We start from the raw sequence: 12,259 nt of genomic DNA, 5'->3' as shown, positions 1-12,259 counted from the left end.
CGTTCCTTTTCTTAATATAAATAATTATCGTTGATAATGATGCCTAATAGTTCAAAGAGATTATCCTTTTTGGAAAGAATGCATTTTTTCATGGCTTGTTTAATTTGTTCCGTTGAAATGCTATCAGGCAACATTTCCCTTGGGACACCATGACCGAATTGCCGAAAATACTGTTCTTCGATTTCATAATACTCATTATCAATTTTCGGTTCAGGTGTATTAAGGAAGCTATTCATAAAATCTGCAACGCTCTTGTTTTTGTCCATTGTATGCACCTACCTTTCTCTGCTCAAGACCCTAACATGATTATCTGGTCTAATAGAATCAATCATTGAAGAAAAAATACCAAACGCTGTAGGAAAGAAATTTGCTAATAGCTCTAATTTGCCTTGGTCTCCCATAGACGCTTCAAAAAAGTGGGCAAAGGCTTCTGCTTGTAGATTGCCCGGTCTCGTCCAATAGTTCCTTGAGTGACCATAATTTCCGTGCAATTGACCATTTGTTGTCGCATCAATTAAGTCCGAGAAGGAGTGAGCTGAATCCTGCCTAATACGGGTCAGAAAAGCAGTTTGCTTTTCCACTGGAAGATTGTTATATAAGCTCAGGATTCTTTGTCCGTCCTCAACCAGTGCCTCAGCAAATTCTGGAGTATTGGATAGATTGCTCCGATAGTTGCACGAAGCATGGTCGATCATGTGAGCAAGCTCGTGGAAATAAGTTGTTCCTGCACCTCTTGGATTTGTCATATCAGAAGCTGCATTGTAGTAGACTCCTCGTGAATGCCCTATATAATTTCCCGGTGAGTAATGTGCTGTCTGATCCGGTGGATATTCAGAATCTTGTATCATCAGTTTACCAGCGAAATGGTCAAACACTTCTCTGACATTCTGCTCTGCATTTTCATGGCGTTGTGATATAACAGCGATATATCCGTCTGGTGTGCTACCTTGGGTTAGCACGCCAAGGCAATACTGATAAGACGAATTACCAACATTAGGTGTTTGCAGACCCTGGAGGAAAGAATTTCGTGCAGAAGGAGTGTCCAAATTAACATTATCATATTCTTGTACACTTTTGGCAAGTGAAGCAACGTATTTTTCGGCCTGAAGCATAATCTGTAAAATATCATTCAGGGCTTTGTTGCAATCTTTTACGATAGTTCCCAGCTCATCGTACTTCTTGTCATTCCATCCAATTCCCAATTGCTGATATTTCATCTTCACAGAACTTCTTGTAGTTTCGATAGAAGAAATGGAGGTCCGCATATTTTTCAGTATTGTCAGTAATTGAGTTGCATCAGCATTTACGTTGCTCAAACACTCACCTCCTCATTTGTTAATCATTTCGAGTGTAGCTACCTGTTACTAAAACCGGGATATATGTATCAAGCGATTGAGCTGCAAGTGTTCGATGTCGCCCATCACTCTGAAATACATAATAAGAACCTACCTGCGCAACCTGGACAGGATTATTGTAATAGCTACGAATGGTATCATCTAACACTGGGTTTTGTGAAAGCTCATCCAAAGACATTCCTGACTCAGTATTTTGACGAACATCTTGGATGTGCGAAGCTCGCCTTAGAATGTTTTCTCTCGACCATCCCTCTCGACCATTCCGTGTCCAAAATCCTTCCGGGTTCCCAAGTTCTCGGTCACTGAGATAAACTCCTTCAATATCCCTTGCTCTAACGTATACGAGTTCTGGATTTTCATTTCGAGAAAAGGTATAGTTCCCGTTCTCCCAATAATCTCGATATTCTTCATAGTGATTTCCACGGGAAAAATATCGTTCAGCTGATAGTCTGTCTTGAACAAATGCAAGATTAGAACCAAAGGTATTTGACTCAAAGGTGGTTGTATCTGCACTTGATGGTGTAACAGCAAAACTACTGGTCTGAGGTGTGCTTGCAGATATTCCATTTGTAGATCCTAGTTGAACACTTTCGTATTCACTAAGGCTCTTGGCGAGTAAAGCCACATATTTTTCTGCTTGAAGCATAATTACCAATATGTCATTGAGAGCCTTGTTGCAGTCTCTTACAACCACGCCCAACTCGTTGTATTTTTTATCTTGCCATCCAGCACCTATTGCTTTTTTCAAATCAGTATAGCCTTTATCTGATAAAAATAATATTTCTTTTAATTTTTTCATTTTACTGCACCACCTTTGTTTGAACTTTCAAATCAATCGCCTCTGTATAATGTTTCCACATTTCAGCATAACGTCCATTTTTATGCTCAAAAATGGATCACGCCTTTTTCGCTGAACAAGCAGCGTTCTTTGATACAAAGGAGCTTGACCTTGTGCCGGGTGAGCTGGTCGATATAGCTTTGGGTCATCCCCCATTCCCGGCCTATCCGGGTCAGACTATGGACTAACACCACATCCACCTCGCCAGCGAGAACGGCCTGTGTGACCTTTCCCATGCCCGGACGGTCAAGGGTCAACCCGCTGCCGTATTCGTCCGCAGCGCCGATAATGGTATATCCCGCCCGCTTTGCGTAAAGCTGGAGCAAGAACCGCTGGTGTTCCAATGCAAAGGTATCGTCACGGGCCACACGGCAGTAAATGAAAACTCTCATATCCCACACCACCTTTACACCGCCGGGGCGTAGCTTAATGCTACGCCTTTTCTCGTTTCCAGCAGGATGTCCCGCTCGGGGATTTTGCGGCGATCCGGCACCTCAAAGGCCCCGATACAGTTGTAGTGGATCGTCACCCGCTGGTTGGTTACACCGTCCTCCTTGACCGCAGGATAGACCTCGATGTGGTCAATCAGCTCGGCTACCATTCGTTTGGTGATCTTGGCGGCGTTGGTGTAGTGGCGTACCGTTTCCAAGAAGTCATCTACATCCATCCGCTTTTCTTCCAGCTTTTTCACTTCCAGCCGCAGGGCCTTGATGCGTCCGGCGTTCTCGCCCTGCTCCTGCTCATAGCGCTTTGCCATTTTCGCAAACCGGGCATCGTCGATCTTGCCGGAAACATTGTCCTCATACAGCCGCTCAAAGAGTGTGTCCAACTCCCGGTCACGGGCCAGCAGCCCATCCAGCTCCCGCTTTTTGCGTACCCGCTCATTTTCGGCTACCTTTGCCGAGCGGCCCACCATCGCTTTGATAAAGTCGTTTTCGTACTCGTTGGCGAAACAGGCCAGCCGATGCACCTCGTAGAGAACGACCTGCTCCAAGAAGTCCAGCCGAATATAGTGGGTGGACGAGCATTTACGCAGCCCCGAATTATGGTTTTGGCAACTGAAAAACTTGATGTCGTGGTTGTTCTGATTAAAGTGGAAGTTCAGATTGCCGCCGCACTCGGGACACTTCATCACGCCGGAAAAGGCGCTTGGCTCTTGGGTGACGGTGGGGCGCTTGCGCCGGGTTCCGGCCTTCAGCGCCTGTACCTTTTCCCAAGTGGGCCGATCAATAATAGCCTCGTGAACATTGAGGAAGATCGCCCGGTTTTCCTCCGGGTTTTCGATCCGGCGCTTCATCTTGTAGGATTTGGAGTAGCTTTTGAAGTTGATGACATCGCCGCAATACTCCTGCGTGGTAAGGATTTTCTTGATCGTGGTATGGCCCCACTTGGTAGGCTCCAAGGTACTTTTGGAACCGCCCCGGCTTGTACCCTTGCTGCGCCAGTAGTAGGTGGGGTTGACGATACCATCAGCGCCGAGAGCGGCGGCAGTTTCGGCCAGCCCGTACCCCTCCAGCGCCATGCGGTAGATACGGCGCACCACATCGGCGGCCACGGGATCGACCACCCAAAACCGGGGATCGTCCGGGTTTTTGATATAGCCATAGGGCGGTGGGGACAGCGGAATCCCGGCGTTGCCTTTCATCTTATTGACGATCCGGCGCTTCTTGGAGATGTCCTTGGCGTAGTACTCATTCATTATGTTTTTGAACGGGGTGAAGTCATCCTCGCCCTCGTCGCTGTCCACGCCATCGGACACGGCCACCAGCCGCACATCATGAAGCGGGAAAAACTCCTCGGTGAGCTTACCCACCTCAATGTAGTTGCGGCCCAGCCGGGACAGGTCTTTGACGAACACCGCCGAGATATACCCGGCCTCGATTGCGGCGATCATTTTCTGAAAGCCGGGGCGCTTCATGGTGGTGCCGGTGATACCGTCATCCACGAAAAAGATGGTGTCCGTATAGCCCTTGTCCTTGGCGGCTTTTTGCAGTATCTTTTTCTGATTGCTGATGCTGTTGGACTCGTTGTCCATATTATCATCACGGCTCAGTCGGCAGTAAAGGGCGGCTGTGCCGAGGGCGGTTTTCTTGCTTGACTGTTTCAAAATATCCTCCTTCCAGCAGTCAAACAAGAGGTTTTATCCTATTTATATTATACCTCCGTTGACCGCCCGTGTTAAGGATGTGGATGAAAAGTTAAGCTGGCTCCAAATCAGCCAACATCAGTTTCAAGAGAATGTCACGCATAGACTCGCCTTTGTCCTTGTAGACGGGCGTGACAATAAATTGGATTTTTCCGACTTGATAAGTGTATTCCTCCTTGGTTGGTACGGGAACTTCCATGTGGGCCTCCTTTCGGCGCAGCGAGAAACAATGACCGACAGTTCCCCTTGTCCCGTGGGGAAACGCAGAAAGGCGGCACCTCGGCGGTGCCGCCCTCTTGCCTTGCTCCACCTTGGGACAGGTTGTCCCAAGGTCAATAGGGGCCGTTCTCAAAGTGCTGCTGGGCCTCCTCCAGCCCGCAGAAGTCAAAAACCTCGTGGAGTTCTGCCACCACACGCCGGATGTCCGTGGGAGAAAAGCCACAGTTTTCCATAGCGTAGATGACATAGCCCCGGCAGGCATTGTTGTTCCACGGCCGGGCCAGCATAGCCGCCAATACAGGATCGCAACTCATAATAGGTTTTCCTCCTTGATAAAGATTTTGGGAGCGCCACGCTCATTTCCTTGGCCCGTCATAAGACAGCGATACTCGACATGACGCTCCCGCTGGGGTGCGGCGGCCGGTCGGGACAGGCGGCCAGCCTGTCCACGCCGGATCGTGGCCGTGGGGTGGCGATGCCCCACTTGCGGTGTTGGTATGGATCGCTCGTCCTCCCGTGGGAGAAGTCACAGCGTACCCACCGCTCGGCTCCCCGGCAAAGCCGGGAGCCGCCGCTATTCAGTTGTCGAGAGGATCAATCCTCTCTATATACCAAGGACAGCAAACACATCAATTCGGACTGGCTTACAGAGTGTCTTTAAGATGTTTTTTCATCTGCTTCAAACCACGCTCTACGGAACGCCGCACAGCACTTTCATTTACGCCCTCGGCCTTGGCAACCTCGCAATAGCTCTTGCCGAGGATAACACAGGCATCCACTCGGCGGCCTTGGATCTCCGGCAGGGTGTTGAGAGCGTTCCAGAGAGTGCAGAACTGATCCATGCGTTCCAACAGCTCCTGCGGGGTCGGCTCGTGCAGACAGGCAGAGTATTCGATCCCATCATTGCAATCGAGGGAATACTGCGCTTTGTTGCGGACGATCCGCCGCTGGTGGGCAGCCTCGTACAGCTTGTCCGCCCGCAGTTCGGCGGCCACTTCATCGGAAACTTCGATATATTCATCGTGGGTGTACCACGGGTAAAACTCTTTCAAATTGATGATAGCCATTATATTTTCCTCCGTTCAGATAGCTGGGTGGATGGCGTTCTGAACGGAGAGGGGGCGGGGATCGACAGCCGGGGCTGCCAGCTTTGGGACAACTTGTCCCAAGGTAAGAATATATAAAAACGCCCGCACAGCATGACGCTATGCGGACGCACGAGTTTTTATTTACATATATGTACTGGAATATTTCATGTTCATGATCGGACGATCCCGGAGGGAGAACTACGCTTTTTTTAGCAGGTGAAAATCACGGGTAGTGTGAAAAAGCAAAATGAACACGACGATCCCTCCATGGAAACCGCCGTGTTCCTCCTAAAGTCATCGTATAAGGCGGTAACTTTGATTGATACCCGCCCCAAAAAACAAAAGAGCCGATAACTCGCACCCAAGGGCTACGGATTATCGGCTCTGCGTCTGTGCGTCTGGCTCTTTGATAATAGATATATGAAATTGTTTGACACAGATAAGCATTTCACTTTTGCATTTGGGACAAAAGAGTGGGAAATTGTCAAGTATCGTGTCCTTTCGGATTTTAAGTCGTGTTTTGCTCTTGCACACAGGACACAAGAGCCATTCAAAAGACTGTTCTTGTATAGCGGACATTGTTCTCTCTCCTTGTTTTTGATCGTCACGGTAGGCCCCCGCCAACTGGCCACAAGCAGCGTTAATATCGGAGCCAAATTGCGTTCGGATATTGACGCTAATTCCTGCATTATGAATGATACGGCAAAAGGCCTTTATTCGTGTGTGGCTTGAGGGCACCATAGTTTCCGTAACTGTCGTTTGATTGTATGGGATTAAATCTAAATGGTATAGTGGCAAATACTTTTTGTGTTTGAATAACAACTTGGTAAGTTGCTCTGCGTGTCTGTCGCTGTCATTGACATCCTTTAGCATGATGTATGCCAAAAACACCTTGCGATTTGTTTGCCGAATGTGCTGATCTAATGTATCCAGTACCTGACCAAGGGGGTATGTTTTAGTTATTGGCATGAGCGTTTCCCTCAGACGGTCAGTAGGTGCGTGGAGGGAATAGGCCAGATTGACTTGCGGATATTCTCTTGTCAATTTTTGAATACCCGGCACGATACCGATAGTCGAAATGGTGATGCGTCGCTGGGACAGCCCGAACAGTTCCGGGGCGGTCAGATCATGCAGGGCTTCAAAAACTTGTGGATTAGCGAACGGCTCTCCCATTCCCATAAAAGAGATACTGTTGATACTGCATCCTTGTTGCATAAAATATAGGATTTGGTCGGTAATTTCATCCACAGTCAAGTTTCTGCGTAATCCCAAAGTCCCTGTTGCGCAAAACTTACAACCGAAGCCGCAACCGCTTTGAGATGAAATGCAAAAGGAGTTCCAGCCCTCTTTATAAAACAGACCCACCGTTTCCACACGGTTTCCGTCCGACAGTTCAAACAGCACCTTGTCAGTTTGCATTGATTTCTCATGATGGATCGCCTTGATCTCCACAACAGTTTCACCAAACTGCTCCACCAACTTTTCGCGCAGCGTTTTTGGAAGCAACTTCATATCTTCAAAACGCATAATTCCTTGTAGGAACACAGCATCAAGCAGTTGCTTATAACGATACTCAGGTAAGCGCATATCCGCTATGAGCTGTTTCATTTTTTTATACTTGGACATAATTATATTTTCTCCTTCTTATTTAATCGCAATCTTTCCTGTCTTGGTTCACCTCGTCCATAATGCGATAAAGTTTCTCGATCAAGCGACAATTATATTTTTCATTCAAAATGTTCAGCTAAAGTGAAGGTACATTCAGGATAATTTGAACAACCATAAAACGATTTTTTTAATACAATATTGTTGCCACACTTAGGACATTTTCCTACAAGGGGTCCCGAGCGCTTAGTGGGAATTTGTACCCCTTATCGATACAAATTCCCCGTAGGCGCTAGGGACCTCTTTAGCTCCTTGGAAGCTGTCAGTAGTATACCTAATAATTTATCTACATTCCCTTTAGTAACGTGTAACTTTCCAAATTTACAAAAGCGACTCATAGAATTATTTCCTCCCGTTAAATAATAGATAACTATTAAAAATAGACAATACTTGCTCATAAGTAACGGTACTTAAATTGTTTACTTTGGCGTGTTTCATTGCTTGATGAAACTGATTTTTAGTAAACAGTTGACGATATTCTCGATTGACCCATTTTGAAACAAAGTACGTATATAGCTTCCAATATTTATCTGGAACATCTGTGGTATGGCGGGTAAGTTTTATTAAGACACTGTTTACTTTTGGTTTAGGATCAAAGCATTCCGCTGGCAGCTTAAGCAATTGCTGAATCGAGACTTGAGTGTGCAAGAGCAACCCTAGTGTTCGGTGAATATCCAAGGTACGCTTGTAGAATCCTTCTTCAACAATCAGATAGATGTCAGACGCATGGCTTTCAAAAACCACTTTTTTAATAATTTGTGTGCTTAAATGGTAAGGAATATTCCCAACAATTTTATACCTCTGTTTGTTAGGGAATTGAAACTGTAGAATATCTTGGTGAATTAAAGTGACACGAGTATTCAGTTTTAATTTTTCTGACGATAAGTTGAATAGATGACTGTCTAATTCAATAGACGTTACCTGTTTACTTATTTTAGCCAGTTTCGTCGTTAAATGCCCTTTACCTGTTCCAATTTCGTAAACGGTATCGGTTTCTTTTAAATTCAATTGTTTTATTATTTGGTTGAGTACTTTTTCACTCGTTAAAAAGTTTTGAGAATATTTTATATTTTTGTTCATGTAATCACTCCTTCTTAATTACAAATTTTTAGCATCTAATTTAACTTCAATTCCTATTATACAAAATTTTAAGATACTGCACTATCAACACACTCTTAAGTTTGCTTCTAAGTCTTATTTCCATAACTTCTTTCATTTGGGAATAATTCAAGCTGGCGAATCATATAATGTGTACTTGGAATGTAATCAAAATAAAACAATAGTGCTAGATATAAACTCCATGGAATTGGGCGTGTCCGATTTTCGTAGGCACTATAAGCTTGTCGTGAAATACCAACAGCCGAAGCAATTTCTTCTTGTGATGCACCAACTTTTCCTCTGAGTGCGGGTAACTCAATCGCCAATTGAGTGGCCAAGTTCTCTTTCTCATCTTTACTAAAATTCCAAAACTGCTTATAAGCATCTCGCCCTACAAATTGAATCAATAAATCTCCTCCTGGGTATACTCTTTCGTAGAGTACATTACTCCACGAAAAAACACCGCCAAACACTGAAAACTCAGCATTATTTGACGGTGTTGACAATTTATTTGACGGCTAATAAATCAGAAAGCCGTTGCATATTTTCTCTTTTTAAATCCATGGATGGGTGTACATAGCGATTCATTGTAATATTCACGCTGGCATGACCCAATATTTCGCTGAGACTTTTTACATCGAATCCAAGCTCTATGCACCTTGTAGCAAATGTATGACGTAACGAGTGATAATTTGCGGAGGTGATTCCGCTGTTTTTCAATACCTTCTTAAAATGATTTTGCATGGTTCTTGGTTCTAATGGATTCTGATCGCTATTGGTTAGGATGTAGCCAGTAGAAGAAGCTTTGTGTGCTGTAAGAATAGTCATTAAGCCATGGGGTACTGGAATAGTACGGATGGAGCAAGCACTTTTTGGTGTGGTAACAACAATCCTTGTCTTGTATTCACTGTTGGTTCTATCTTGGATTCTCTGGAGCGTTTGATGCACGTGGATTGTGTAATCTGAGAATGAAACATCTTCCCATCGTAACGCACAAATTTCACCTACTCTGAGACCAGTGAATAAACATACTAATATACCAATATTGCAGGAATCAAGATTAGAATACAAGTATTGGCATAATTTTTCCTGTTCAGCACGACTCAAAACTCTCATTTCCTTCGTTTGACGTTTTATCTGTATAGATCGTGCGTCACAAGAAATGGCTTTCCCGTTTCGGGTGGCAAATTGTAAGACATTTCGAATTAGAGATAAAATATCTGAAACAGTTTTAGAGGAAAGTCCATTCTCCTTTAATCCACCAGAAACAAGGAAAAAATTACACTGCGTTTCAATAAACTCGTGTGTTATATCACGCAATTGTTTGCTTCCGAACACAGGAAGTATATACGAGCTGAGAAGATTCCTATATTTGTTGCTTGTAGATTCCTTCACTTTAGGACATATAGCTTGAAACCATTCCATAGCAACCTGTTCAAATTGATCTGAGCTAATTTCTGGATCGACAGTGACAGAATTACTCGTGCACGAACTTTGACTGATAAGTTTTGCCTTGACTTCTCGATATGACTTTGCATAAACATAACCGTAATTGGCTTTGCCTGTAGAAGATCGGGACTTAATGTATCTTCCTTCCCATCTGCCGTCTTTCCTTTTGTAAATATTTTCTCCTTTTCGTGCCATAAGGTACACCTCCTTCAATATGACTATAATTCTGACGGCAAATTGTGACTTTGGAACTTTCTAAGATGGATTTTTGTGCAAAACCTCGTGTTTTATGTCCCTAACATATTGACAAACAGTGCGACAATTTGTAAAATAAAGATATAAACTAAAAAAAACAGAGAAGAATGCGATTCGTGGAGTAATGTACTCTACGAATTTTTTATTTTAAAGAACCTCAAGATAGCTCATATTGTCGTCTTGGGGTTCTTTTCATTCTATCATTTAATGCAATCTGCCTATAAAATTTTATCATATTGCATTTATAAATGCAACTTGCACCCGATGTTGGTTGTTGAGATTTTTGGTACATTTTATAATGTATAGCAGAATCATACACAGCATGGAGGTGATTGAAACGCAACCGGAAATTGATTACGTTAAGATTGGTCAGCGCATTAGAGCTGCCCGACTGGAAAAGGGTTATAGTCAGGCTGATTTGGGTGCGTTGGTTGGTTGCTCGAACAATCATATGAGCCATGTTGAAGTTGGACAGACGAAAGTTTCTTTGGCAATGCTTCTAAAACTGGCATTCGTCTTGGAAAAGAACTTTGACTATTTTTTACTGGATACCCCATATGCAAAATGCGACAGCATCATTGATAATGAGATTGCTGCAAAACTGAAAAAGTGTAATGTAACAACATTGATAACCGTAGGAAAGTTGATTGATGTCTTGATTGACCAGCAAGAGATGATAAAAAAAGCGGAGCTTGATTGATATAATGAAAAAGAAGCCCATTGACGGTACAGAGTGAACTGCTATGGGGTTCTTTTTTGCAGCACAATATACTGATTCTTTAAGAAGCAAAAAGTCCACCAGTCATGATGCACTACGCATCGTACTGGTGGACTTTTTCTGTAAAGATATAAAAATAGATATTCATATATCGCCATAACCAATGTCGTTATCGTAGGCATGAAGATCTTCTTTCAGGAAATCTGCTTTACGAATATACATCGAATTTACCAGCTCTCCTTTTTCGTGGAGCAGGCTGAATTTGTAGTCTAATAATGCTGCCGGTACATAGAGCATTTTAGCCGTTTCAAAAAATGTGTGTTCCGAAAGGCATTCCAGGACTTTCCCATCTTCTAACAGAAGCTCCGCCGCAAAGAAGTTTGCTTCATTTTCTTCGATTGATCTATCATCAAAAACTTCCATTTCTTGAAAGCCGTGCATCATAGCGATTTTTGTATGCAGGACAGCGTGTCCTAATTCATGTGCGACTAATATACGCTCCAGGATACCGTTCACATTGTGATCTATCACGATATTCTTTTGTCTGGACTGGTAATAGAAGAAGCCCTTCAATTTCTTCTGTAAATCGTAATAGTGGATTTTGATACCTAACAGCTGACATAGCTCGTAAGGGTCTCTGGTGTGATATTTTCGCACAAGCTTATCGACAGTTTCAATGATATGCTCTGCCGTTTTCATTTGCTTCACCTCCGAATCGCACACAGAAAACATATTCTGTGCTTGAGGATTTTACTCTTTATCTTTATGCTTTCTGTATTTCTTCGGAGTGTACTTTTCCCGTGCTGTTTTCTTAGAGTCCATATAAACTGACATAATCGCCTGGAAGAATACATCTTTTGCGTCCTCGTCCAATTCTCCACCGGCAAACAGAGAATTTACACGACCCAACACTTCCTGAGCTTCTTTTGCTCCTTTTGAACCGAAGTTTTCCTTTGCCTCTAAAATAAACATATCCTGATCTATATGGCTCTGGCTATCCGTTTCAGATTCGTCCAAAAGATAGGACACAGAGATATGCAGTGCTTCAGCAAGTTTTCTGATGTTGCTTTTTCTGGGGAGTGTTCCGAGCTGCTCATAGGTGTAAAGGGATCTTTCGGAAATGCCGGTCATCTGGGCAAGCTCCGTTTGAGATAGGTTCATAGCCAAACGAGCTTCTTTAATTTTTTCTCCAAATGTCATGGTAGTATCCTTCCTTTCAAAAAATATTTATTCGTAACTTCCGATTATTTGTTGACAAACTTCTGGAAAATGCTATAATAAGAATCATAACAGAAGTTTTAATTCCACTTAATTATATATCGGAACTTTTATAAAGTCAAGAACTTCCGATTTCACTTCTGTTATTTTAATCAAATATCGGAAGTTATAGTCATTCTTGTCCCATGGTATTTGTTTCCCTTTAGCCAA

The 12,259-nt window shown here is 43.6% G+C and carries 15 protein-coding genes and 2 pseudogenes; 1 reads left to right on the top strand and 16 read right to left on the bottom strand.

Annotated elements, in window-relative coordinates:
- Window positions 1-11: 11 nt before the first annotated feature.
- The 14 genes and pseudogenes from J3349_RS02925 to J3349_RS02860 form a co-directional block, all read right to left on the bottom strand.
- A complete protein-coding gene (locus J3349_RS02925; RefSeq protein WP_002588965.1) occupies window positions 12-266 on the bottom strand; it encodes a hypothetical protein in 255 nt (84 codons plus the stop codon).
- 9 nt (window positions 267-275) lie between these two features.
- Entirely contained in the window at window positions 276-1,316 is a 1,041-nt protein-coding gene (locus tag J3349_RS02920) for a hypothetical protein (RefSeq protein ID WP_002304399.1), read from the bottom strand.
- A 19-nt stretch (window positions 1,317-1,335) separates the two neighbouring features.
- Window positions 1,336-2,154 (bottom strand): hypothetical protein, encoded by an 819-nt coding sequence (locus tag J3349_RS02915; protein ID WP_021386793.1) that lies wholly within the window; start codon window positions 2,152-2,154, stop codon window positions 1,336-1,338.
- A gap of 86 nt (window positions 2,155-2,240) precedes the next feature.
- Window positions 2,241-2,585, bottom strand: a complete 345-nt coding sequence (locus J3349_RS02910) for a recombinase family protein (RefSeq protein WP_009896530.1) — start codon at window positions 2,583-2,585, stop codon at window positions 2,241-2,243.
- A gap of 14 nt (window positions 2,586-2,599) precedes the next feature.
- Entirely contained in the window at window positions 2,600-4,300 is a 1,701-nt protein-coding gene (locus J3349_RS02905) for a recombinase family protein (protein WP_009896532.1), read from the bottom strand.
- Between the two features lie 91 nt (window positions 4,301-4,391).
- A complete protein-coding gene (locus J3349_RS02900; RefSeq protein WP_009896533.1) occupies window positions 4,392-4,538 on the bottom strand; it encodes a hypothetical protein in 147 nt (48 codons plus the stop codon).
- A gap of 133 nt (window positions 4,539-4,671) precedes the next feature.
- Window positions 4,672-4,872 carry a hypothetical protein gene (locus J3349_RS02895; protein ID WP_009896535.1) on the bottom strand — a complete coding sequence of 67 codons (201 nt, stop codon included), beginning with the start codon at window positions 4,870-4,872 and terminating at the stop codon, window positions 4,672-4,674.
- 330 nt (window positions 4,873-5,202) lie between these two features.
- Window positions 5,203-5,625 carry a sigma factor-like helix-turn-helix DNA-binding protein gene (locus J3349_RS02890; protein WP_009896537.1) on the bottom strand — a complete coding sequence of 141 codons (423 nt, stop codon included), beginning with the start codon at window positions 5,623-5,625 and terminating at the stop codon, window positions 5,203-5,205.
- A 396-nt stretch (window positions 5,626-6,021) separates the two neighbouring features.
- Window positions 6,022-7,272, bottom strand: a complete 1,251-nt coding sequence (locus tag J3349_RS02885) for a Cfr family 23S rRNA (adenine(2503)-C(8))-methyltransferase (RefSeq protein WP_002578771.1) — start codon at window positions 7,270-7,272, stop codon at window positions 6,022-6,024.
- A gap of 107 nt (window positions 7,273-7,379) precedes the next feature.
- Window positions 7,380-7,484: pseudogene (locus J3349_RS02880) on the bottom strand (topoisomerase DNA-binding C4 zinc finger domain-containing protein); the annotation flags it as partial.
- Window positions 7,485-7,653: 169 nt separating this feature from the next.
- Window positions 7,654-8,391, bottom strand: coding sequence for a 23S rRNA (adenine(2058)-N(6))-methyltransferase Erm(B) (erm(B), locus tag J3349_RS02875; protein WP_207676398.1), 738 nt, complete (start codon window positions 8,389-8,391; stop codon window positions 7,654-7,656).
- A 46-nt stretch (window positions 8,392-8,437) separates the two neighbouring features.
- Window positions 8,438-8,527, bottom strand: a pseudogene (locus J3349_RS14160) (peptide-binding protein); the annotation flags it as partial.
- Window positions 8,499-8,882: a helix-turn-helix transcriptional regulator gene (locus J3349_RS14250; protein ID WP_347564967.1), complete on the bottom strand. Its 384-nt coding sequence runs from the start codon at window positions 8,880-8,882 to the stop codon at window positions 8,499-8,501. The pseudogene J3349_RS14160 and the gene J3349_RS14250, both read right to left, overlap by 29 nt.
- Window positions 8,883-8,916: 34 nt before the next feature.
- The gene (locus J3349_RS02860) at window positions 8,917-10,053 is read right to left on the bottom strand and encodes a site-specific integrase (protein ID WP_002304408.1); all 1,137 of its coding nucleotides are present in this window, start codon (window positions 10,051-10,053) and stop codon (window positions 8,917-8,919) included.
- A 382-nt stretch (window positions 10,054-10,435) separates the two neighbouring features.
- On the opposite strand from J3349_RS02860, the gene J3349_RS02855 reads away from it, so the two are divergent.
- On the top strand, window positions 10,436-10,813 hold the full coding sequence (locus tag J3349_RS02855; protein WP_002578940.1) for a helix-turn-helix transcriptional regulator: 378 nt from the start codon (window positions 10,436-10,438) through the stop codon (window positions 10,811-10,813).
- Between the two features lie 162 nt (window positions 10,814-10,975).
- Here J3349_RS02855 and J3349_RS02850 read toward each other — a convergent pair whose 3' ends face one another.
- Entirely contained in the window at window positions 10,976-11,530 is a 555-nt protein-coding gene (locus J3349_RS02850; protein WP_002304410.1) for an ImmA/IrrE family metallo-endopeptidase, read from the bottom strand.
- Between the two features lie 51 nt (window positions 11,531-11,581).
- The gene (locus J3349_RS02845) at window positions 11,582-12,031 is read right to left on the bottom strand and encodes a helix-turn-helix transcriptional regulator (RefSeq protein WP_002304411.1); all 450 of its coding nucleotides are present in this window, start codon (window positions 12,029-12,031) and stop codon (window positions 11,582-11,584) included.
- Window positions 12,032-12,259 lie beyond the last annotated feature (228 nt).

It is taken from the genome of Faecalibacterium sp. Marseille-P9590, from assembly GCF_017377665.1.
Lineage (GTDB): Bacteria > Bacillota > Clostridia > Oscillospirales > Ruminococcaceae > Faecalibacterium.
This window is presented reverse-complemented; position numbering and strand designations above follow the sequence as displayed.